Source organism: uncultured Campylobacter sp. (assembly GCF_938002845.1).
In the GTDB taxonomy this organism is placed as follows: Bacteria; Campylobacterota; Campylobacteria; order Campylobacterales; family Campylobacteraceae; genus Campylobacter_B.
Genome location: NZ_CALKZP010000050.1, coordinates 126,385 through 148,421, shown reverse-complemented (window position 1 = coordinate 148,421; position 22,037 = coordinate 126,385). Strand labels below are relative to the sequence as shown.

Annotated in this window: 20 protein-coding genes; 6 read left to right on the top strand and 14 right to left on the bottom strand. The window is 46.4% G+C overall.

Annotated elements, in window-relative coordinates:
- Positions 1–138 precede the first annotated feature (138 nt).
- Positions 139–1,389 (bottom strand): ankyrin repeat domain-containing protein, encoded by a 1,251-nt coding sequence (locus tag Q0224_RS08365; protein ID WP_297950484.1) that lies wholly within the window; start codon positions 1,387–1,389, stop codon positions 139–141.
- 91 nt (positions 1,390–1,480) lie between these two features.
- Here Q0224_RS08365 and Q0224_RS08360 point away from each other — a divergent pair, with 91 nt between their 5' ends.
- On the top strand, positions 1,481–1,663 hold the full coding sequence (locus Q0224_RS08360) for a hypothetical protein (RefSeq protein WP_297950482.1): 183 nt from the start codon (positions 1,481–1,483) through the stop codon (positions 1,661–1,663).
- 628 nt (positions 1,664–2,291) lie between these two features.
- On the opposite strand, the gene Q0224_RS08355 is transcribed toward Q0224_RS08360, so the two are convergent.
- Positions 2,292–4,469, bottom strand: a complete 2,178-nt coding sequence (locus tag Q0224_RS08355; protein ID WP_297950480.1) for a cation-translocating P-type ATPase — start codon at positions 4,467–4,469, stop codon at positions 2,292–2,294.
- 3 nt (positions 4,470–4,472) lie between these two features.
- Positions 4,473–4,697: a heavy-metal-associated domain-containing protein gene (locus tag Q0224_RS08350; protein ID WP_297950478.1), complete on the bottom strand. Its 225-nt coding sequence runs from the start codon at positions 4,695–4,697 to the stop codon at positions 4,473–4,475.
- A gap of 132 nt (positions 4,698–4,829) precedes the next feature.
- Between Q0224_RS08350 and Q0224_RS08345 the strand changes: the two genes are divergently transcribed.
- The 3 genes from Q0224_RS08345 to acpS are packed head-to-tail and all read left to right on the top strand — an operon-like array spanning position 4,830 to position 6,467.
- Positions 4,830–5,564 (top strand): YebC/PmpR family DNA-binding transcriptional regulator, encoded by a 735-nt coding sequence (locus Q0224_RS08345; RefSeq protein ID WP_177388917.1) that lies wholly within the window; start codon positions 4,830–4,832, stop codon positions 5,562–5,564.
- Between the two features lie 8 nt (positions 5,565–5,572).
- Positions 5,573–6,061, top strand: coding sequence for a peptidylprolyl isomerase (locus Q0224_RS08340; RefSeq protein WP_297950477.1), 489 nt, complete (start codon positions 5,573–5,575; stop codon positions 6,059–6,061).
- 34 nt (positions 6,062–6,095) lie between these two features.
- On the top strand, positions 6,096–6,467 hold the full coding sequence (gene acpS / locus Q0224_RS08335; protein ID WP_297950476.1) for a holo-ACP synthase: 372 nt from the start codon (positions 6,096–6,098) through the stop codon (positions 6,465–6,467).
- A gap of 1,223 nt (positions 6,468–7,690) precedes the next feature.
- Here the strand turns inward: acpS and Q0224_RS08330 are convergent.
- Positions 7,691–9,034 (bottom strand): class II 3-deoxy-7-phosphoheptulonate synthase, encoded by a 1,344-nt coding sequence (locus Q0224_RS08330; RefSeq protein WP_297950473.1) that lies wholly within the window; start codon positions 9,032–9,034, stop codon positions 7,691–7,693.
- 104 nt (positions 9,035–9,138) lie between these two features.
- Here Q0224_RS08330 and rarD point away from each other — a divergent pair, with 104 nt between their 5' ends.
- Positions 9,139–10,011 (top strand): EamA family transporter RarD, encoded by an 873-nt coding sequence (gene rarD, locus Q0224_RS08325; RefSeq protein ID WP_297950471.1) that lies wholly within the window; start codon positions 9,139–9,141, stop codon positions 10,009–10,011.
- The gene (locus tag Q0224_RS08320; RefSeq protein ID WP_297879902.1) at positions 10,004–10,414 is read left to right on the top strand and encodes a hypothetical protein; all 411 of its coding nucleotides are present in this window, start codon (positions 10,004–10,006) and stop codon (positions 10,412–10,414) included. The genes rarD and Q0224_RS08320 overlap by 8 nt, the downstream gene beginning before the upstream one ends.
- 769 nt (positions 10,415–11,183) lie before the next feature.
- On the opposite strand, the gene Q0224_RS08315 is transcribed toward Q0224_RS08320, so the two are convergent.
- The 10 genes from Q0224_RS08315 to lgt all read right to left on the bottom strand — a co-directional run bounded on the left by Q0224_RS08315 (position 11,184) and on the right by lgt (position 21,637).
- Positions 11,184–11,672, bottom strand: coding sequence for an ankyrin repeat domain-containing protein (locus tag Q0224_RS08315; RefSeq protein ID WP_297950468.1), 489 nt, complete (start codon positions 11,670–11,672; stop codon positions 11,184–11,186).
- Positions 11,669–13,105 carry a catalase gene (locus Q0224_RS08310; protein WP_297950467.1) on the bottom strand — a complete coding sequence of 479 codons (1,437 nt, stop codon included), beginning with the start codon at positions 13,103–13,105 and terminating at the stop codon, positions 11,669–11,671. The genes Q0224_RS08315 and Q0224_RS08310 overlap by 4 nt, the downstream gene beginning before the upstream one ends.
- Before the next feature lie 383 nt (positions 13,106–13,488).
- The gene (locus tag Q0224_RS08305) at positions 13,489–14,928 is read right to left on the bottom strand and encodes an ankyrin repeat domain-containing protein (protein WP_297950464.1); all 1,440 of its coding nucleotides are present in this window, start codon (positions 14,926–14,928) and stop codon (positions 13,489–13,491) included.
- Between the two features lie 149 nt (positions 14,929–15,077).
- Positions 15,078–16,052 carry a hypothetical protein gene (locus Q0224_RS08300; protein WP_297950462.1) on the bottom strand — a complete coding sequence of 325 codons (975 nt, stop codon included), beginning with the start codon at positions 16,050–16,052 and terminating at the stop codon, positions 15,078–15,080.
- Between the two features lie 176 nt (positions 16,053–16,228).
- A complete protein-coding gene (locus Q0224_RS08295) occupies positions 16,229–16,966 on the bottom strand; it encodes a hypothetical protein (RefSeq protein ID WP_297950460.1) in 738 nt (245 codons plus the stop codon).
- Positions 16,967–16,970: 4 nt separating this feature from the next.
- The gene (locus Q0224_RS08290) at positions 16,971–17,105 is read right to left on the bottom strand and encodes a hypothetical protein (protein WP_297921526.1); all 135 of its coding nucleotides are present in this window, start codon (positions 17,103–17,105) and stop codon (positions 16,971–16,973) included.
- A gap of 176 nt (positions 17,106–17,281) precedes the next feature.
- The gene (locus tag Q0224_RS08285) at positions 17,282–18,019 is read right to left on the bottom strand and encodes a fumarate reductase iron-sulfur subunit (RefSeq protein WP_177389477.1); all 738 of its coding nucleotides are present in this window, start codon (positions 18,017–18,019) and stop codon (positions 17,282–17,284) included.
- Complete coding sequence (locus Q0224_RS08280; RefSeq protein ID WP_297950457.1) at positions 18,012–20,030, bottom strand: fumarate reductase flavoprotein subunit; 2,019 nt, start codon at positions 20,028–20,030, stop codon at positions 18,012–18,014. The genes Q0224_RS08285 and Q0224_RS08280 overlap by 8 nt, the downstream gene beginning before the upstream one ends.
- A 10-nt stretch (positions 20,031–20,040) precedes the next feature.
- Positions 20,041–20,724 (bottom strand): fumarate reductase cytochrome b subunit, encoded by a 684-nt coding sequence (locus tag Q0224_RS08275; protein WP_297950455.1) that lies wholly within the window; start codon positions 20,722–20,724, stop codon positions 20,041–20,043.
- A gap of 94 nt (positions 20,725–20,818) precedes the next feature.
- Positions 20,819–21,637: a prolipoprotein diacylglyceryl transferase gene (lgt, locus tag Q0224_RS08270; protein ID WP_297904690.1), complete on the bottom strand. Its 819-nt coding sequence runs from the start codon at positions 21,635–21,637 to the stop codon at positions 20,819–20,821.
- Positions 21,638–22,037: the final 400 nt, after the last annotated feature.

The window sequence follows — 22,037 nt, the reverse complement described above, 5'->3', positions numbered from 1 at the left end:
TCGAAAAATCCGCTAAATTTATAGAATTTACAAAGCGGCAAAACATTAAATTTAAAGCTCATAAGGCTTTTGCAAACCCAAAACGCCGCAAACCTAAAACGACGACGAAGCGGCGAGCGACCCTTTAAATCAAGCCCGTTAATTCTCGCGCTCAGGTGCATCTTGCGGATCGCTCGTAAAATCATCGCTTACTTGCGTAGGACTTAATCCAAGCGAGCGCAAATAGCTCTGCGTAGCCGCTTCACCACCCGCAAGCGCGTAGTCTAGCGCATTTAGCCCCGCCTCGTCGGCTGCCTTTTCGTTTGCGCCCGATTTTACGAGCAATTCAACGATCTGCTTGGTACTTTTTTGCGCCGCAAACATCAGCAGTGTCTTACCCGCGCCCGAACGTTCACAGCCGTCGCTACGCTCGCCTAGCGACGCTAGAGCCTGAGCTTCAGCGCTGCCGATCTGGCGGACATTTACGCTAGCGTGCGAGTAGATTAGCAACTTTACGAGCTCATAATTTTTTGCCGCGGCGGCGAAAAATATCGGAGTTTGCCCAAGTGAGTTTTTATAGCCAACCAAAGCGCCTTTAGAGATCATAAATTTAGCGCTTTGAACGTTATTCATCGCGTAAAATAGCGAGTTTTCCTCGCCAGCATTCACCTGCGCGCCTCGCTCGATCAAAGCGCCGCTAAAGCGCTCGTCATATCCTAGCAAAAGCGCCAGATCCAGGGCATTATCAAGCTCGTAAATTGCAAAATCCTTGCTAAAAAGTAGCGTACGAAACTCATCTGCACCTACTCCGCCTTTTAGCGCCAGCTCAAGCTCACCGTAATCTCCCGCCTTGCGATCCTTTGCGGCGTATGCGATAAATTCCGCTATCACGGCGCTTGCCAGCTCATCGGCTTCGTTTTTGTTGAATTTAGCGGCGAAATAATCTCTTAGTGCCTCCCTGGCTGCCGGGACCTCGCCCATAAAATTGCCATAAGCGATGAAATTTCCAATCTTGCGCTCAGAGTAAAATTCTAAGGCTTCAAGCGATTTTTCGCTAATTTGCGCGTAGTTTTTCTCTTTAGCATAGCTCAAAAAGCCCTCGCCATCCATCCCCGCAAATGCCAAGGTTCGCTCAAGCCTTTTTTCGTTCAGCAAGGCTTCGTTACCGACACAATCGATATTTTCGTCCCTGATCTCAGAAGCCGCGCTTTTTAAATTTTGCAAAAATTCTGCGCCAGCTAGCGAGCCTTTACAGCCAAAATCGCTTTGCAGCAACTCTTCGTCCGCAGGCTCTTTGCTAAAAAAGCCGCGCGGATCGCTTAGTATCTGCTCGCAAGAAGCGCCAAAAAGCGTGCCGCAAAAAACAAACGAACCCATTAGAATTTTTCGCATCGCTACCTCGAATTGCATTTGAAGCGTTATTTTACCTTTAAATTTATTTATTAAAACTTAGTGCGGACGGTAGAATTCTACGGAATTCCTTTTAACCTTATAAAATTTTGTGGAATTTTTAAAATTTTACGGCGCGGCAGCGAGCTGTACTGAACGGTCGGGTAGCGGCGTAGAGACGGGCGGCGCGATACAACGGCACGGCGAGCGGCGAGCGGTGCTAGGCGATAGTCGGACGGCGGCACGGCGACCGATGAAATCATACTACGACGCTACGGCAAACAACGCCGAATAGCGGCGGCGGCGGTAAGTAGCGTCAGGAGTATACCGAGCGGCGACGCAACGACGAATAACGCTAGAGGGCAAACGGCGCCAAGAGGCAGCTAGACGGCAGCGCGGCGGGCGGCACCGTATGACGGCGCGGCGATCTGCAACGTTAAAATTTTAAAATTTATACGTGGGGCTAGATGTAAAATAAAATTTCACAAACGGCGCAAATCTCGCAAAATTGCACGCGCAATTACCGCAAAATAAAATTATAAGCGCTCAAATTTCATAGAATTTTACGCGTTTACGAGTGATTAACCGCGGGAGTAAAATTTTGCACGCTCTGTGCAGAGAAAAAGAGCTCTTTCAAAACGAAAGAAATTCGCAGCGAGTAGAGTTAAATTTCGCCCGTAAAAATTCCGCCGAATAAAGCCGTCCGCCGAAGTTAACTCAGGCAAGCTTGCTAACGCGGAATCCGGCGGCGGAATTCACGAAATTTTACGCCAGATTAATCGCAAGATAAAATTTTGCAAGCAGCGCTAATCCCGCGGAATTCCGCGCGCGATTAGCCGCAGGATAAAATTTTGCGCGTTTTGCGCCGAGTAAATTAAAATTTCGCCGCGTAAAATTCCGCGCCTAGCGCAAAATCCGCCGCGTTAAAATTTAGCGAATTTCAATCTGATGGAATTTAGCACGACCGTTACGGAGCTAAAGCACATCGCCGCAGCGCCGTACATCGGCTTTAGAAGCACGCCGAGCGCCGGATATAGCGCGCCTGCCGCGATCGGGATACACACGGCGTTGTAAAACAGCGCCCAGAAGAGGTTTTGCTTGATCGTCCGCATGGCGGCTCCCGATAGGCGGAATAGATATAGCACGCTTGCAAGGTCGTTTTTTATAAAAATCGCGTCGCCCGCGCCCTTGGCTACGTCGCTGCCGCCGTTCATCGCGACGCCGATGCTAGCGGCTTTTAAGCTCGGCGCGTCATTGACGCCGTCGCCCACGAAAAGCACCCGCTTGCCCTCATCCGTCAGGGATTTGATAAACTCATATTTGCCGCTTGGAAGCACTCCGCTTCTTACCTCGTCGATGCCGAGGTTGCGAGCGACGAAATTTGCCGTTTTGGCGTTATCGCCCGTTAGCATGACGGTTTTTACGCCGCTTTTTTGCAGCGCCTGTACGACGCCGCGGGCTTCGGCTCTGATCTCGTCGCTAAATGCGATAAATCCCGCGTAAGAGCCGCCTATCGCGCAATAAACGACGCCGAAGCCCTTGTCTAAAAGCTCCTCCGCTTCTACTTCGACGCCCGCATCCACGCCGCGCTCGCGCAGAAAGCCCGCGCTGCCGCAAAGAATTTCGCCGGTGGGATTTTTCGCGACAATCCCTTTGCCTGCGATACTTTCAAACTCGCCGTTAAATTTAGAAATTTCGCCGAATTTCAGCTCGGCAAATTTCACGATCGCCTTTGAGATCGGATGCTCGCTAAGCTTTTGCGCACTTGCCAGAGCATAGAGATCTTGGGCGCTCAGATCGCTGAAGCTTACCGAAATTTCGCCCTTGCTAAGCGTACCAGTTTTATCGAAAACCGCGACGTCCGCGTCCTTTAAAATTTCTAAAATTTCGGGATTTTTTATTAAAATTCCAGCCTTTGCGGCGTTTGAGATCGCGCAAACGATAGCGATCGGCGTCGCAAGCCCTAGCGCGCACGGGCAAGAGATGATAAGCACGCAAATAGCGGCGGATGCGGCATATGATAGCCGTCCGTCAAGCGCCATCCACACTATAAAGCTAACAAGCGCGATCAAAACCACCGCGGGCACGAAGATATTTGAAATTTTATCCGCAAAGCGCGCGATCGGCATCTTTTTGTTGCCCGCCTCGTTTAGCAGATTTTTAATCTCGGCAAGCAGCGTCTGATGCGAAAATTTCGTCACCTTCACGTAGATGACGCCGTCGGTGCTGACGCAGCCTGCATTTACCTCATCTCCCACGCTTTTATAAACCGCCAAGCTCTCGCCGCTGATGAGCGAAGTGTCGATCTGCGCGCCGCCTTCTACGATAAGTCCGTCGCAAGGGATGCGCGAGCCGTTTTTTACTAGCACTTTATCGCCGGGCTTTAGCGCTTCTGCGCGCACTTCGGCTATCGTGCCGTCGTCTTTAATCAAAAGCGCGGTTTTAGGGCTTAGATCGATTAGCCCCTTGATGTAGTCGTTCGCCTTCATCTTGCTGCGCTCTTCAAGGTATTTGCCGAGCGAAATAAAGGCGATTATCATCGAGGCGGACGAGAAATAAAGATTGGTAAATTCGTTCTGCGCGCCGTGCGTATAGACCCACGCCGCGGCCGTTAGCGAATAGGCGAACGCGAAAAAGCTTCCCATCGCTACAAGCACGTTCATATCGAAGCTTCTATTTTTCAGCGAGCCGTAAGCGTGATAAAAGAAGTTCTTGCCGCAGTAAAATAGGCTCACGCACGCCATCGCCGCGCAAAGTAGCGCCTTTGGAACGAAGCTTAAAAACCCGCTCATCTCCACAGCCATTACAGCCGCGGCTAAAACGAGAGCGAGAATAAGTCTAAATAGCGCCGCTTTGAGGTTGCGTCGCTTTTTGCGCTCCAAATCCTCGTAATCTACGGCGATGTCGTAGCCTAGCTTTTTGATCTTAGCTTTTAGCGTCTCCTCAAGCGCCGGATCGGCAAGCACGAACTCGCCGCTGCCGTTTGCGAAATTTACGTGCGCGTCCTGCACCCCCTCGATCTTGCGACTTACCCGCTCGATCGCGTTAGAGCAGTTTACGCAGCTCATCCCGACGATATTTAGAGTGATTTTGCTCGGCATCCGTTAGTTTTCGCAGGACAGTTTTTCTACGACGCTAAAGCCCAAATCGTCCATCTCCTCTTTAAATTTAGCCTCGTCGCGCGGATCTAAGCTTAAACTCACCACTCCGCTTGCTACGTCCACCTCGATCTCGCCGAAATCATCCTTAAGCGCGTTTTTGATCGTCCTCGCGCAGTTTTCGCAGTGGATATTTTGCGCCTTAAATTTTACGCTTTGTTTCAAAGTCATGGGTCTCTCCTTCGGATTAAAATTTCAAAACTTATACTACTTTTTAATAAATTTTATTTCAACGCCCGCTCCTGAAATTTAAGGGTTTTTCGTTATAATCACCCGTTTTAAATTTAAGCTTTAAGGAATTTTATGGGACGAGCTTTTGAATACAGACGCGCTTCAAAAGAAGCTAGATGGGGGAAGATGAGCAAACTTTTCCCAAAACTGGGCAAGGCCATAACGATGGCTGCGAAAGAGGGCGGCGAAGATCCGCTGATGAACTCCAAACTGCGCGCCGCGATCGCCACGGCAAAGGCGCAAAATATGCCCAAAGACAACATCGACGCGGCTATCAAGCGCGCTAGCGGCAAGGATAGCGCCGATATCAAAACGATCTTTTACGACGGCAAGGCGCCGCACGGCGCGCTTTTAATAATCGAATGCGCCACCGACAACCCGACCCGCACCGTCGCGAACGTTAAGTCGATTTTAAACAAAGCCAAGGGCGAGTTTTTGCCGAGCGGCAGTTTGAAATTTATGTTTTCGCACAAGGCCGTTTTTGAAACCAAGCTGCCGAGCCGCGACATCGAGGAGCTGGAGCTTGAGCTCATCGACTTCGGTCTTAGCGAGCTTGAGATCAACGAGTTTGAAAACGACAAGGGCGAGCTCGAAAAGACGCTTCTAATCTACGGCGAATACGAAAGCTTCGGCACTCTAAATGAGGGGATCGAAAAGATAGGGCTTGAGATCATCAGCGCAAGCTTAAAATTCGTCGCTAACGAAAAGCACGAGTTTAGCGAGGAGCAGCTTGGCGACATAGACGCGCTGCTCGAGCGGCTAGAGGATGATGACGACGTGCAGGCAGTTTACACCAACATCGCATAGGAGAAAAAATGGAAAGCTTAAAAATTTACGACATCGACGCAGCGGCTTTGGCACGCGATAAATACGCTGTGATAAAAACCGAAAAGGGCGATATGAAGCTGGAGCTTTTCGGTGACGAAGCCCCGCAGGCGGTTACGAATTTCGCTTGCCTTGCTCGCAGCGGGTTTTACAAGGGGCTAAATTTTCACCGCGTAATTCCAAATTTCGTAATCCAAGGCGGCTGCCCGCGCGGCACCGGCACGGGCGGTCCCGGCTGGCGCATAAAGTGCGAATGCGACCGCCAAAAGCACAAGCACGTGCGCGGCGCGCTATCGATGGCGCACGCGGGACGCGATACGGGCGGTAGCCAGTTTTTCGTCTGCCACAGCGCGCAGCCGCACCTAGACGGCATGCATACGGTGTTCGGACAAATCGTGGATCAGCCTAGCCTAGCGGTTTTAGACGCGATCAGGCAGGGCGATAAGATCATTGACGTCGAGATCAAAGAGAGCTTATAGCCGTGATTAAATTTAAACCGCGGGGCGTTCGTCCGTGATAAAGATCGGCACGGACATAACCGCGGTGCGCAGGATCGCGGCGCTGCGCGCAAAATACGGCGCGAAATTTCTAAAGCGCATTTTGAAAAAATCCGAGCGCTCCTCGGCACTGCGCGACGAAAGTATCGCGGGCGTCTATGCCGCCAAAGAGGCGCTTAGTAAGGCGCTAGGCACCGGCATCGGCGCGGAGTTCGGCTTTAAAGACGCTAAAATTTACAAAGACGCCCTGGGCGCGCCGCATCTAAAAATCCGTAAAAAAATCCGTAAAAAATTTCATATCAAATCCGCAAGCCTTAGCATCACGCACGATGTAAACGTCGCAATCGCCGTAGTCGCACTAAAACTTAATAAGCCGCGCTCAAAGTAACGAAGCGAAGCAGCGCACGGCAGCAAGAACTCCGCGTAAATTCTGCATAAATTTTGCGCGACGGAATTTATGGGGCTAGGCGCAGATTTTGTAGAGTAGTATTTCGCGGCGCGGTACGCGATGCGGCGACAAACTTTGCCTATCTCAAATTTTATATTTGCCGACTTAAAATTCTACATTCATGGATAAAATTTTAGAGCACAAAATTTACCGCAACGAAATTTTAAAATTTCACCGCGTCGCAGAATTTTGCTTTAAATTTAAGACTTGGAATTTTATAGCGGCGAGGCGGCATAAACTCAAAAAGTAAAATTTCAGCCCAGAATTTAGCGGCAGAAGCATAGATTTTCTATTAAAATTTCACAGCGAAATCGCGCTCTGAAATTTTAAACGGATGCGAAGTCTGCTCCGCCTAATCTATCGCATCATCAAGGATTAAGCGAAAGTTCATGAGCTAATGAAACACGCGCCGCTACGGCGTGCGTTCGTCGTGACAATCTCAAGCAAGAGCTTTTGTGTCATATCTATGTCGAATATAATACCGCAGATAGCGCGGCGTTCTCTATCGCTATGTGCAAAAAGAGGGAGGCGGGCTTGCGTAGCTACATTTACCGCTTAGTCTGCCGCTAGTTTAAGCACTATTGGACAAGGGCGGCGCACCCGCAAAAGCAAGCGATCAAAATTTACGCGACGAAATTTAAAAGTGAAATTCTGCGAGCCGTAGATTTAGCGTTAAATTTTAAAATTTCACGGCGGTGTAAATTTTAAAATTTCGTACAATGCGGATTTAAAATTTTAAGCCAGCAAGCCCGCGAGGATAAATTTAGCCGCCAAGAAGTTTGAAAAGCCTCTACAAAAAGAAATTTTATTTCGGTGCGGCGCCGCAAAATTTTAAATTGCTCGTATTTTGGCGGCGGACTTACGCGACTTACGTTTTCACGCGAGCCATAAGTTTCAATTATCTATATTTTGACCTACGGCGCATTACGATAGGGTTTGGAATTTTTCCCGTATAAATTTTCAATTCTTTATATTTCAGCCGCTTTAAGACTGCGCCCAAAGCCGCCCCGTATTCCAAGCCGCGTAAATTTTAATCGCCCGCGCCAAGCTACGATTAAATTTAGAACGTAAAGCACGGTCGCAGCGCTGGCTTACGTCAAAACGCCTAAAACTACGACTAAAATTCCAAGCCGCGACCGAATTCCCGCGCAACGAAAGGCGAACTACTCCGCCTTTTTTAGATTATCGGCGAGCAAAAACGCAAGCTCCAGCGCCTGATCTGCGTTTAGGCGCGGATCGCACTGCGTTTCGTAGCGCTGTTTTAGCGTCTCTTGCGTCACGTTAAACGAGCCGCCCGTGCACTCGGTGACGTTTTGACCGGTCATCTCAAGATGTATGCCGCCCGCGTGTGTGCCCTCCGCAGCGTGAATCTCGAAAAAGCTCTGAACCTCGCTTAAAATTTTAGAAAATTCGCGCGTTTTGTAGCCGTTCGCGGCCTTGACGGTGTTGCCGTGCATCGGATCGATGCTGTATAGGATCGCCCTGCCCTCGCGCTTTAGCTGGCGTAAAATTTGCGGCAGCCGCGCGCCGATCTTATCCGCGCCCATGCGGATGATGACGTTTAGCCTGCCTGCTTCGTTTTGCGGATTGAGTTTGTCGCAAAGGCGCAAAATTTCATCCGCAGTGCCGCTAGGGCCAATCTTGACGCCGAGAGGGTTTTTGATACCGCTTAAAAAATGCACGTGCGCATCGTCCGCGCCGCGCGTGCGCTCGCCGATCCAAAGCATGTGCGCCGAGCAATCGTACCAATCGCCGCTGGTGCTGTCGATGCGCGTCAGACACTCCTCGTAGTGTAGCAGCAGCGCCTCGTGCGAGGTGTAAAGCACCGTCTCAGCAAGGCTCGGAGAATTCGCGGCGCTCAGCCCGCACGCCTCCATAAATTTAAGCGTGCGCGAAATTTCATCGCTCAGCTCGTTAAATTTAGCCTCCAGCTCGCCTTTTTTTAAAAAGCCCAAATTCCACTTATGCACCTCGTGCAGGTTCGCAAGACCGCCGCGAGAAAAGGCGCGCAGCAGATTCAGCGTCGAAGCGCTTTGATGATACGCCTCGATCATGCGCGCAGGATCCGGCTTGCGCGCCGCTTCGTTAAACTCAAAGCCGTTGATTATGTCGCCGCGATAGCTAGGCAAACTCACGCCGCCCGCTTCCTCAAAGTCGCTGCTGCGCGGCTTTGCGAACTGCCCTGCGATACGACCTACCTTCACGACGGGGCGACCCGCTGCGAAGGTAAGAATGATCGCCATCTGAAGCATTACCTTAAACATATCGCGGATATTATTTGCGCTAAAATCATTAAAGCTCTCCGCGCAATCGCCGCCTTGAAGCAAAAACGACTTGCCTTCGCTTGCGCGCGCAAGCTCGGCCTTTAGGTTGCGAACTTCGCCCGCAAAAATTAACGGCGGCAGCTTGTAAAGTCGATCTTTAGCGGCCTGCACCGCACTTTCATCCTGATAAATCGGCTGCTGTAAAATTTTATAATCTTTCCACGACGTCCTACTCCAGCTCATAGCCCCTCCTAGATTTCGTAAAATTTCGCGATTATACCGAAATAAGCTTTTATTAACCCAAAAAATCTTAAAATAGCGCCTTTAGGCAATTTGGAAGGAATTTTATGGAAAACGACCGCACGAAAGGGCTAATGCTTGCTCTCGCCACCTTTTTTATGTGGGGCGTTTTTCCGATATTTTTCAAGCTCATAAAGGACGTGGACGCGGTGCAAATTTTAGCGCATCGCGTCGTTTGGTCCTTCCTACTGCTGCTTGTTTTTCTCTGCTTTACGCACCGCTTAAAAAACGTCGCGCGACTTCTTAGCACCCCCAAAATCGCTCTCACGCTGCTTTGTACGGGACTACTTATCAGCACGAACTGGGGTATTTATATCTACGCGGTAAATTCCGATCAAATTTTAGCCACGAGTCTCGGATATTTTATAAATCCGCTATTTTCGGTGCTTTTGGGCGCTTTGTTTCTACGCGAGCGGCTAAGTACGGCGGCGAAATTTTCCCTGCTGCTAGCCTTTGCGGCGATCGGCGTGCAAATTTACGCGCTGGGTAGGCTACCGATAATCTCGCTCGTACTACCGCTTAGCTTTGCGTTTTACGGACTCATACGCAAGAAGGTAAAAGTGCCTAGCTTTGAGGGGCTGTTTTGCGAGACGACGCTGATGCTGCTACCTGCACTCGCGTTTCTGATCTACTGCGCGCTGAAAGGAAGCAGCGCTTTCGGCTTTAGCGCAAGCGGCGCGCTGCTGTTTGCAAGCGGACTGATTACGATTTTGCCGCTGCTTACCTTCGCCGTAAGCACGCAGTATCTGCCGCTATCTACGATCGGCTTTATGCAGTACATCAGCCCTAGCATGAGCATGCTGATCGCGGTATTTATCTACGGCGAGGAGCTTGAGACTTACAAAATTTTGAGCTTTTCGCTAATTTGGTTCGGGCTCGCGGTCGTGGGCCTGGACGGCTTAAGGAGAAAAAATGGCTAATTTCGCTTTGATGTTCGCAGTCGCCCTTGCGGTGGGCGCACTCGTATATTTTCAGGTCCAAAAAGCTTCTGCGCGCGCAGACGCCGCAGATCCCGAGCTTAGCTCACAAAGATATATGAAATTTTGCGATATTTTAGAGGACAAACTGCGAGATCTAAAGCGGCTAGAGCTGCACGACGAAAGCGCTCGCGAGAGTTATCTAGACGAGCTTGAGGCTCTTAGTAAGGAGCTGGTTTACATCAAAACGATGCATCAAAGCAACCTAAATCCCGCCGTGTGGGAGGGCAAGCTATTTGAGTTTCTAAATAAAACGGACGCTCTGATCGAAAAATACGCCGCGGGCGCAGAGCGCTCGCTGCAAGACTGGCGCAAGCAGCTGGAGATGGAATTTAAGAGCTTATAGTCATGATCCTTAAGATATCAAAATTAGGCTACATATAATAATCGGCTCGGCGTAAAAGGCTTAATCGATGAACCTAAAATTGTAAAATTTAGCCGCAGTACTCAGCCAAATCCAGCTACAAGACAAGCTCGATCCAAAAATCAATAAAATTCCAAGCGCGCTGAAAAATCTTAAAAATTTACAAACTCTGCAAAGATTCAAAGGAAAATTTATAGTCTTGCCACAAGGATCGCAATAGATCATACCAATCTTCATCGTAAAAATTGAGTCCACGGGCGAAGCCAACAAGACCTGCTAAATTCAGACAAAATGAGAAGCGCAGCAAAGCAGATGGAGGGAAAAATGCAAATTAGACAGGCAGCGCTAGCAAAATAACGCAGGCGCAGCCAAATACCGCTAAACTAGCGAAGCAGACGAACGAGCAATATAAAATTCTATCTCCCACCGGCAGAGAGTTAAATTATAGCCCAAAACCGCGCGCCGTTTATAGTCATAAAAGAGCGCGCCATATTAGATAAACGAAGAGGGCTTGTGTTGTTATTAAGCATATCGCAAAACGACACTATACCTGCGTACCAGATAAGCGAGAGAAGCAAAATCTTAAAGGTTAGAAATGGTATGCCAAAATTTCAAATCATCCTTGCATCTTTTTAGTAAAATCTCCGAAATTTCACCCTATGCGAGCCCTAAAATACGTCAAATTTTAAACCGTGTATAAGCGCTAAAGCGCGTGAATTTTAAACCGCCAAATATCAAGGCGCATAAAAATTTAAACCGCTCGCGCGCTCTTTTTGGTGAAAATTTCTAAAAATTTAACCGCCAGTTTTTGTAGCAATCCCTGCTTTTTACGCTTGCTTAGTAAAAATTTTGCCGTTTCACTTCTACCAAACATTATGGCAAAGGCATAGGGTGTCATACTAAGACCACTCGTAGCCTCTACGTCTGCACCTGCATTTACGAGAGCTTTGACTACCTCCAAATGCCCTTTAAAGGCCGCGCCCGCGAGCGGAGTTTGCCCGCGGTCGTTACGCTCATCGACTATGGCGCCGTTTGAGAGCAGCATATTTACAGTCTTTAGCGCGTTATTGTAGCTAGCTAGCATTAAAAGCGTGTCGCCTTTCGCGGATTTTAAATTTACGCTAAGGCCCGCCTTTATCATCTTTTCCAGCTCGTCAGCATCATCTCGCCTAGCGAAATCAAGCGCCATAGCGCAAAGCTCGCCATATCTTTGCTCCTCGGCCTGCGTTAAGCTCGTCAATTTTTTGCTTTCAAAGCGGCTCTTACGCCATTTGCATAGTCAGCGGAAATTTTTTCAAAATGTCCTATTGCGCGCTCTTTTATAGCTTCGCTCACACCCTCCATGCTATCTGCGATATTACTAAAAAGCTGCGATTTTTGTTCGTCGCTCATTAGCTCAAAAAGCGCTCTAGGTTGCGAATAATAATCCTGATCCTCGACTCTGTGATCGTATCTTTGCATCGCGCCTTCTATGCTTATATCAGGCTCTAACAAAGCACGATCCTCTTTGGCGCCACCAAAGCTGTTAGGCTCATAGTAAGCCTTATCGTCAAGCTCATACATTCCGTTATTCATCGCGCCGCCCACGACGTAAGTATTGACCTCGCTTACAGGACGATTAACATCTAGCTGCGCGTAGTGCGTGCCGATACGATATCTTTGAGCATCGGGGTAGCTAAATATCCTTGCTTGAAGCATCTTATCGGGACTAAAGCTGATACCAGGCACTATATTTGACGGGCTAAATGCAGCCTGCTCAACCTCATTGAAATAATTTTTCGGATTTTCGTTTAGCGTCATGACGCCCACGTCGATGAGCGGGAACTCCTTATGAGGCCAAGTTTTGGTTAGATCAAAGGGGTTAAATTTGACCTCTTTTGCCTGCTGTAGAGTCATTATTTGAATTTTGAAATCCCAGCTTGGAAAGTCACCCTTTTCTATACTCTCAAAAAGATCGCGTTGATTGCTCTCTCGATCTTTTGCAATGATCTGTGAGGCTTGAGCGTTGGTTAAATTTTTAATGCCTTGGCAAGTTTTGAAGTGAAATTTAACCCAAAATCTTTCGTTCTTATCATTTATAAGGCTGTAGGTGTGGCTGCCAAATCCGTGCATATGGCGGTAACTTGCCGGAATACCGCGGTCACTCATCAGGATGGTTACTTGATGCATACTCTCAGGGCTTAGGCTCCAAAAGTCCCATGCTGCCTCATTTGAACGGAGGTGTGTGCGAGGATCACGCTTTTGCGTGTGGATAAAATCCGGGAATTTATACGGGTCTTTTACAAAAAAGACGGGAGTGTTGTTTCCGACCAAGTCCCAGTTGCCCTCTTTGGTGTAAAATTTAATCGCAAAGCCCCTTACGTCGCGCTCAGCATCAGCCGCTCCAGCTTCACCGGCAACGGTAGAAAATCTCAAAAGTAGCTTTGTTTTCTCGCCTTTTTGTAATACTTTGGCCTTAGTATATCGCGAGATGTCCTGCGTAATCTCTAGGGTTCCGTATGCAGCGCTACCTTTTGCGTGAACGGCGCGCTCGGGGATACGCTCTCTGTTTTGATGAGCTAGTTTTTCAAGTAGCTGATAATCTTGCAACATTATACCGCCGCGGCTGCCTGCGGTAAGGGAGTTTTGGTTATCCGCGATAGGATTACCCGAAGTAGTGGTTAGGTTTTTCATATTTATTCCTTTCTAATAAAATTTATTTATAATTATACATATATAAATTAAAATATTCATTAAATAATAAAAATTATTGATAGAAGTTTAGGCTTAGGATTTGTAATATTTTAAAATTTTATATTTCTAACCCATCTTTAACATTATTTTATAAATTATGAGATCTGCTATATATAAATTTATCTCATATTAATACAAGAACCATGATATTTCGCGATCTTATATAAATATAGATGCTATATACAAAATACAAGGTAGTGATAACTTAAAGGTAGGATTGCGATGATCAAGATATTAAAGAGAAACGACAAATTTAAAATCATTAAAATTTTATAAAATTGTGCCAAATACGTAGCGATCATATCCAAAAGCTTTACGAAATTTTACTCATTGGCAGACGCGGTATCTGCAGTCTTGGATCTCGCTTGCCCTAGCTGCTTAGACGCATCGCGCCTTAAAATTTTATCGTACTCCTCCACTCTTATCACCTTGCCCTCATACTCTATTTTAAGATCAAATTCCAAGCCTTTTAAGTGCGAATATCTAAAAAATTTATCCAGATCAAAGCCGCTCGCGCCATTAAGCTCATCGCCGCAGAGCGCGGAATAGCGCTTTATAAGCGTATCGTAGATACCAAGTAGCGCCGTATTGGGTGTTACTGAGCCGCATCTATTAAGATCGGGCAGCGAACCTCTGTTAAACCCGATTGCACCCTTTTCCCAATCCTTTGAGCGCTCCATCATAATAAACCTAACTATATCATAATTAAAGCTATCCAACCAGCTCCAATCCAAAATAATCTCATCGTAACAATAATCATCCATATGCTCTAGGTATATTTTCTTATACTTCCTCAACGTATCCAAATCCTTACGGCAGTCATCGTATTTTTTTCGAATACGCTCATCGCCCGGAAGCCCTGCCAAATCGTATTTAAGCAGCAGATTTAGCATACTTGCGTCATATCGTTGCGGCAGCATCTGATAGATGGAGCAGTTCGGCTGCCGCTCATCTTTGCGGTGCTTGAGCGTAAAAGCAATACAATGATCGTCCGTCCAAGCGGTAATCTCAGGTCTTACGCCGCTACTAAGCATAAGCTCCGTCATCTGCAAAAATCCACCCGCTACGGCGTAATAGAGTGGATCAGATACCGCGCTAGTACCCTCGCTTTTAGGTGTTCCGTAATATGTCCTTACCTGTGCATCGCTAGTATCGGCGACCAAATAGGCATCGCAGCATCCCGGAGTCGCAAGCCACGGACGAACATATTTAACGTTAGAAAAGCTAGCTCCGTGCTTAAGTAGAACTTCCACGGCGGCGGTAGAGTTATTTTCGATAGCATAGCTCAGCGCCGAATGAGAAAAATCGTCCGTGCGGTTGATATCCGCTCCGTGATAGATCAGCTCCTCGGTGGTGTTTGCATCATTGTAAAAGCTAGAATACATTATCGCCGTTATGCCAAAATGCAGCGGATCGCCCGCAGTGATGCGCTGCTCTCGCATAAATGCCAAAATACGAGCAGTGTCCTTGGAGCGCAAAAGCTTGCGGAAATACTCCATCCACTCATCGTCCTGCACTACGCGCTCGTCTAAATTTAATTCGGCGCCCAGCCTTTCGTACCAGTACCTCGCTCGCGCAGCGCGATCTTCATCCGTTAGCGGCCGATCGGAGGAATTGCCGGAGGTCGCGACGCGGCTCGCCGTGGAATTTTGCACGGGCTGAGTTTCGGATCTATCCATAAACGCACTGCCTGCGATCAAACAAAATACGCCTGCCGAAACAACCAAGCACGCTATGATGAGCTTGGATTTTATCTCCTTCAAAGCAACCTCCGCAAATAAAATGACAAATACTACCGAGTGTGAGCTTAGCCGAATATAAACGGGCGTTTTCGCACATAGAATTTAGAGGCGGCTTACCATAAAATATTGAAATTTTAGTTTAAAATTTGCCGCCCGCTTCGTATATATTCCTAGATAAAAACTGTATAGTCTTTTTTAATATAGTCTATATTTATGTTTTTCTGCAAAAAGTACTCTTTAACCTCGTCGTAAATTTGACTGCTATACAAATAAATTAAATAGTAGTGTGCCGATATAGCAACGGCATTGTATAGATACTTGCCATATCCAGGTCTGGCGACTTTTATAAACGGGAAAATTTTAAATCCCTTTAAAGAATGGTTAATATAGAAATAGACGATTAGTTTTAGAAGCATATTGGTTATATACATAAAAATTAGCGCTACCAAGAAAAGACCCAGAGAACCGACACATAATACAACTAGCACAATAAAAGATGAGGCGCGAAAATTTTCCGTTGAAAAATTTCTACGCAACACTTCCTCTTTTACCTTACACTGCCTTTTGACGATCCCTTTATCTAAAAATTCTATGTATTGATTGGTAAATCTTATTTCGCGTTTATTGCGTATCGCGGTAAAGATATATGTAATAACGGAGATTAGTAATATCATTATACAGGCTTCTAAATAATCGTCTACATATATATGCCCAAAATCTACAATATCCCAAATAAAAGATATTAGAAGACCTGATGTCGGAAGAATTATAAAAAGCCGCGCATAAACAAAAAACTTTTCATAATTTTTGATGATTATCGGATCTTTGTCGTAGTTTCTAGCGTTAGAATTTTTAAATAAAGTAGCGTTATCTGAATGCAAATTTTGAAATTTTCTACCGCGCTCTGCATTTAAATTGAGATCGTCTGAATTTTTGTCATTAGAATTTAAAGCCTTGGAATTTGTAATATTTAAATCTGAGGTATTGAAATTTGAAGCATTTGAATTTGAGGTATCGGATTTTGAAGTATCAAAATTTAAGACATCAAAATTTTGAGCGTCAGAATTTTCTTGCGATCCTTGCTCTAAATTTTGACGTCGTTCGTTTAGAATTTTCTTTAGCTCTTCGAGCCTTGCTTCGTTCATCCTTATCCCTCACTAGTGATTTCGAAAGTTTGCCTATTTTGCCTTTTGTAGCTTAGATGGATATTAAATTTACTGAACCTAGCTTCAATTATATTACAAAATAGCAGAGCACTATCTTTAAATTTTGAAAATTCTTTTCTGCGCGATCAAGCTCAATTTGCGCATTTAATTCTCTCTTATCCATGTTTAAACTCCTTTTGAAATATCATAAATTCTTTTCTAACATTATCTATATTAATACTCTTATGTAATAAAAAGTATCTCTTTAATTCCGAATAATCTTTATTAGAATTTATAAAAATATTTATTATGATGCCATCTTTAGAATATATTGCCAAACGATCATATATTTTGTTTGCTTCCAAGCCGCCAATTACAGTACAAATTAAATTCTTTGGAAGAATGAATATTGTGGCCAACAATATAAATACAACTATAAAGTCTTTAAAAACAAATAAGATCATTGTTATTATAGTAGCAAATATACAGAAATAGAAGAGTTCTTTTGAAATTGGAAAATATTCTGGTGTAGAAGTCCTAGTATCCATATTTTTAGATATCTTAATAATTTCATCTAGATTTATTCGGAAGATTTTTATTCCTTCGACTTCTACCGAAATAAATTTTTCGTTAAAAATTATAAAGCGCCTATTAAATGGTTTATTGCGCTCAATAATTCTAATAAATGGAATAATAGTGCAAAAAATAATGAAAAAATAAGAATCTTCTGATTCGGAAAATTTTTCAATACCAAAATTAGACAATATTCCTGTTTGAGAAAGTATTATGATCAATATTAATATACAAAATTGGAAAAAACCTATTAAGGCACTAAAATCCTTTATTATTAACTCTTTTTTACAATGGGCATTTATATTTATATTGGAATTTCTATCATTAAAATTTCTAGACAATTTTTTAGTTCCAGATTCCGTTTATTTGAATTGGGCATTTTAAGCTTTCAAGATTAAAACTATTTCCAGAGCTCTGCTCCACATTTTGACGTCGTTCGTTTAGAATTTTCTTTAACTCTTTGGGCTTTGCTTCGTTCATCCTTATCCCTTGCTAGCGATCTTAAGCGATTTCATATTTTACTTCTTTATCGCTTGGGATAGTATTAAATTTAAAGCTACTTCGCTTGTCTGACTCAAGCATTTTGGAATTTGTCTATCGAGGTAAAATTTATAAAATTGAAAGATAAATTTAAGCGGGAAGAACCCGCTTAAATTTTATTTACCGCAGCCGCATTTGCCCTGAGCAGCAAGCTTGCGGCGAACATATGCGATTTTGCTTTGAAGCGGAAGGTGCTTAGGGCAGTGGTCTTCGCAGCCTAGCAGCGTCATACAGCCGAATACTCCGTCATCATCGCCGATTAGCTCGTAAAAATCCTCGTCGCTGCGTTTATCCAGCGCATCGATCTGAAAGCGTGCCACGCGGTTGATGCCGACGGCGCCGATGTAGTCTTTTCGCATTATCGCTACGCCGCATGCAGCTACGCAGATACCGCACTCGATGCAGCGATCCAGCTCGAAAACCTCCTGCGCGACCTCAGGCTCGACCTTCTCCTCAAGCTTAGAGATGTCGGTCTCGTGATCGGTGTGGATCCAACTCTCTACGCGTTTGCTCATCGCGTTCATCCAGTTGCCCGTATCAACGCTGAGGTCTTTTAGCAACTTAAAAAATGGAAGCGGCATAAGCTCGATCACGCCGTCCGGATAATCCTTAGTAAGCGTACGGCACGCAAGCTGCGGCTTGCCGTTTACGAGCATACCGCAGCTACCGCAGATACCCGCGCGACAAACGAAGTCGAAGCTTAGCTCGGGATCAAATCTCTCACGAATCACGTTAAGCGCGATAAATAGCGTCATTCCGTCGGTCTCTTCGATCTCGTAAGTAGCGAAGTGCGGCTTTGAAATTTTGCTTAGCGGATTATACTTAAATGCCTTTATTGTTATTTTTCTACTCATATCCTATACCTGCTCTTTCGTTAGGTGCTTTATATTTTGGCTGCAATTCATAATGCATCAATGCCTCTTGAATTTCATATCTGCCTTTGCCCTCGGCTTGCATTTTCTCGCGAATTTCATCGACCTCTTTTTGGCGCACGGCGCTGTCCGGATGCTCGATGATATTGCCTTTGGCGCCGTATCCGCGGAACGCAGGCGGCATCTCCATCTTCATAATATCAAGCGGCTCATAGGTCAAGGTAGGCATCGTATCGCCCTCCTTCCAGCTTGCAAGCGTTCGTTTTAGCCAGTTTAGATCGTCGCGTTTCGGATAATCCTCGCGGAAGTGCGCGCCGCGGCTTTCGGTGCGATCAAGCGCACCCTTGGCGATACAAAGCGCAAGCTTTAACATCTTCGGTACGCGATAAGCCTCCTCGAGCTCCGGATTTCCGAAAAGCTCTTTATTGCTTACTTTGACGTCCAAGGACTGCTTGTAAAGCTCTTCAAGCTCTTTTACGGCTTTGGCTAATCCCTCGCCGGTGCGGAAGATCGCGCAGTGCTCCCACATCACGTCTTTCATCTTGTTTTTTATCTCAAATACGTTAAATTTACCCTCTTTTTCAAGCAGGCTCTTAATGTAATTTTTCTCTTTATCTACGAATTTTTGTATATCGTGCGTATTGATATCGACGTCGTGTCCTTGACAATACTCCGCAAAATACTCACCCACGATCATTCCTGCGACGACGGTTTCGGCGACGGAATTTCCGCCCAAGCGGTTAAAGCCGTGCATATCCCAGCACGCAGCCTCGCCGGCGCTGAAAAGCCCGGCTAGCGTTGGACTCTCGCCCGTAGCTTTTGTTTTGATACCGCCCATCGAGTAGTGTTGCATAGGAAGGATAGGGGCCCAACCTTTACCGCGCTTTCTGCCCTGCTCGTCGGTTATTACCTCGGTGTCGGCAGGATCGATGCCGTTGAAAATTTCGCAAATTTCTTGTACGTCGCGTAAATTTTTCTCGATATGCTCGCGCCCGAGGATCGAAATGTCGAGCCAAACGTGCTCGCCGTAAGGGCTTTTGACACCCTTGCCTTTTCTTATATGCTCCATTATGCGGCGGCTTACGACGTCGCGGCTAGCAAGTTCCTTTTTCTCGGGCTCATAATCCGGCATAAAGCGGTAGCCGTCCACATCGCGTAAAATTCCGCCGTCGCCGCGGCAACCCTCGGTAAGCAAAATTCCGCTCGGAACGATAGGGGTCGGGTGAAACTGCACCGCTTCCATATTTCCAAGCTGCGCTACGCCGGTCTCAAGCGCGATAGCAGCACCTATACCCTCGCAAACGACGGCGTTTGTAGTGTGTTTATATACTCTGCCGTAGCCGCCTGTAGCGATCAACGTGCCCTTTGAGACGTATGCGATTAGCTCGCCGGTAACCAAATCCCGCACGATTGCGCCATAGCAGCGGTTATTTGCATGAATTAGCGCGATCGCTTCCTTGCGGTCGTGAATATCGACATTATGCTTTAACGCTTCGTTTGCAACGGCAAAAAGCATAGTATGTCCCGTAGCATCGGCGGTATAGCAGGTTCGCCATTTTTTCGTACCGCCGAAGTCGCGGCTGTGAATAAGTCCGTGAACCTCATCTTTTTCGGTGATCGTGGTTTTTTGAGCGTTGATAATAGCGCTTCGCTCGCCTCTAGTAATCCTAGTCCAAGGAACGCCCCAGCCTGCAAGCTCGCGAATAGCCTTAGGCGCCGTTTGTGCAAACATCCTAGCGACATCCTGATCACAGCCCCAGTCGCTTCCTTTTACGGTATCGGCAAAGTGCACGTCCTCATTGTCGCCCTCGCTCATCTTGGAATTTCCCAGTGACGCCTGCATGCCGCCTTGAGCTGCCGCAGAGTGCGAGCGCTTAACAGGGATCAGGCTCAAAACGATGGTGCTAAGCCCCTTCTCTCCGGTAGCGATCGCAGCTCTTAAGCCCGCCAAACCGCCGCCAATAACTAAAGAATCGCAATATATTACATTCATTCTAAACTCCCTATTCTAAACTTAACCATTTGAAATCGGCGATTATCGAAAGCAAGAAAAATGCACCCCAAACGATGAAAACCGCCTTTTTAATAAAGGCTCTTTTTCTTTGAATTTCAGCCTTCGTGCCGTCTATGCTGATCCATTTCATATATAATCTATAAATTCCGATGCTAGCGTGAGTTACTACGAAAATCAATAAAACAAAATAAAATAGATGAAGCTGTCCGAAGCGAGCGATAGCAAGATCTGCAGTAATTTTCGGACCGAATACGATCATTAAAATATGAGCCGCCGCAAAGAAGAATAGGAAAAACCCCGTCCAAAACTGAAACCACCAAAGCGTCGTGTCGCAATGCTTCATTCGCATTTTGTGCGCTTTAAACGCCCTATAAGCGGCGTAATTAGCTGGAAATTTTCTCATCGCCAAAAACGCGTGAACTACGAAAATCACGAAAATTACAAAAGCGACGATGTTTGTAACGAAATAAATTCCGCCCGGTTCGGCGAAATGTACGACGCCCTCAAACGCGCCCTTACCGATCAAAATTGTGCCGGTAAATATCATATGACACAGCATGAAACAGGCCAAAATTAGCCCGCTGATGCTTTGCGCCACATCTTGCAAAGCCATAATGCGGCTCTTTTTGCCGTCTATGGATCTGCCCGTAAAGCCTTCAATGCGACCTAGCATAGGTTCTCCTTAAAAAAGATGATTATAAATCCCCGCTAAACGAAAATTTACATTTTTGTAAAGAGATTATATTACTTTTTAACTTTAGATTAATTTAATTTCTGCAAATTAGTTTTTTCTTCAAAGACTGCTTTAAGAAAACTGCTATCAAAAACATCACCAAAGATAAAATTTGCCCCATCGATAAATTTAAAAATATAAAACCAAGCCCGTCGTCCGGCTGCCTAAAAAATTCTACGAAAAATCTAAACGCCGTGTATAGCATCGCATACAGACATATCAACTCGCCGTTAAATTTCTTAAATTTACGGTAGAAAAATAAAATCACGAAAATTACCAGTCCCTCCAAAACCGCCTCGTAAAGCTGGCTTGGATGGCGCAGCGTGCCGCCTACCAAAATCCCCCATGGCTCGCTCGTCTCGCGCCCGAAAAGCTCCTGATTTAAAAAATTTCCCACGCGTCCGAAAAAATACCCAAGCGGCACGCTAAGTGCCACGAGATCGAGCAGCGCCCACATATCGGTTTTAAATTTTTTGCAAAACCAAACCGTTGCGATCACGAATCCGACGACCGCGCCGTGATAGCTCATACCGCGGATACCCACAAACTCGCCGTTATGAAATGGGTTGAAAATTTGCCACGGATGGCTGAAATACCACGCCGCCTCGCCCGAATAGATCGCGATGTATCCAAGCCGCGCGCCCAAAATGACGCCCACCTCGACCCAGATAAAGTAGCGATCTAGCATCTTATCGCTGAAGTCAAGGCCGTCTTTTCGCACGAAATATTTGGCGATAAATAGCGCCGTAAGCAGCGCCAAAACATACATAATGCCGTACCAGTGCACGTTTATGCCAAACGCGCTGAACGCCACGGGATCAAAGTGGGCGTAAATTTCGTTCCAGTAATTCAAATTTTTCCTTTGTTTTAAATTTTAAAATTTAACGGCGCGCATCGGACGCTGCGTAGCGCGCTCGGCAAAAGACGCAGAGCGCGCAGGTGCAAGTGCAGAGGCCATGCTTCTGTGCCAGGTCGCACACGCAAAGCACGAAAGACGCGCTGTGCCGAGCGACGACATCGAACGATATACAGGGCGTCTCACGTAAAATTTCAAACGACGGCGCCTTGTGCGGCATACAAAGCAACGCACGGATTACCCAAGCACGCAACGTCGCGGCGGAGACGCGACGCGCACGGTATCGATACCGACAGCACACGGCAAAGGCTGGATGATGCGCATAACGCGACCAAAGCGCCGAATGCCGCGCAGAATTCAAAAATGACGCGCTATACGACAAACGCCGACGCACAAA

Coding starts and splice junctions, on each gene's coding strand:
- Q0224_RS08310 (WP_297950467.1), bottom strand. CDS start 13,105: ATGAAAAACCTAACCACTACTTCGGGTAATCCTATCGCGGATAACCAA.
- rarD (WP_297950471.1), top strand. CDS start 9,139: ATGGAAAACGACCGCACGAAAGGGCTAATGCTTGCTCTCGCCACCTTT.
- Q0224_RS08285 (WP_177389477.1), bottom strand. CDS start 18,019: ATGAGTAGAAAAATAACAATAAAGGCATTTAAGTATAATCCGCTAAGC.
- Q0224_RS08355 (WP_297950480.1), bottom strand. CDS start 4,469: ATGCCGAGCAAAATCACTCTAAATATCGTCGGGATGAGCTGCGTAAAC.
- Q0224_RS08320 (WP_297879902.1), top strand. CDS start 10,004: ATGGCTAATTTCGCTTTGATGTTCGCAGTCGCCCTTGCGGTGGGCGCA.
- Q0224_RS08330 (WP_297950473.1), bottom strand. CDS start 9,034: ATGAGCTGGAGTAGGACGTCGTGGAAAGATTATAAAATTTTACAGCAG.
- Q0224_RS08290 (WP_297921526.1), bottom strand. CDS start 17,105: ATGAACGAAGCAAAGCCCAAAGAGTTAAAGAAAATTCTAAACGAACGA.
- Q0224_RS08300 (WP_297950462.1), bottom strand. CDS start 16,052: ATGAACGAAGCAAGGCTCGAAGAGCTAAAGAAAATTCTAAACGAACGA.
- Q0224_RS08365 (WP_297950484.1), bottom strand. CDS start 1,389: ATGCAATTCGAGGTAGCGATGCGAAAAATTCTAATGGGTTCGTTTGTT.
- Q0224_RS08280 (WP_297950457.1), bottom strand. CDS start 20,030: ATGAATGTAATATATTGCGATTCTTTAGTTATTGGCGGCGGTTTGGCG.
- Q0224_RS08345 (WP_177388917.1), top strand. CDS start 4,830: ATGGGACGAGCTTTTGAATACAGACGCGCTTCAAAAGAAGCTAGATGG.
- Q0224_RS08350 (WP_297950478.1), bottom strand. CDS start 4,697: ATGACTTTGAAACAAAGCGTAAAATTTAAGGCGCAAAATATCCACTGC.
- Q0224_RS08275 (WP_297950455.1), bottom strand. CDS start 20,724: ATGCTAGGTCGCATTGAAGGCTTTACGGGCAGATCCATAGACGGCAAA.
- Q0224_RS08340 (WP_297950477.1), top strand. CDS start 5,573: ATGGAAAGCTTAAAAATTTACGACATCGACGCAGCGGCTTTGGCACGC.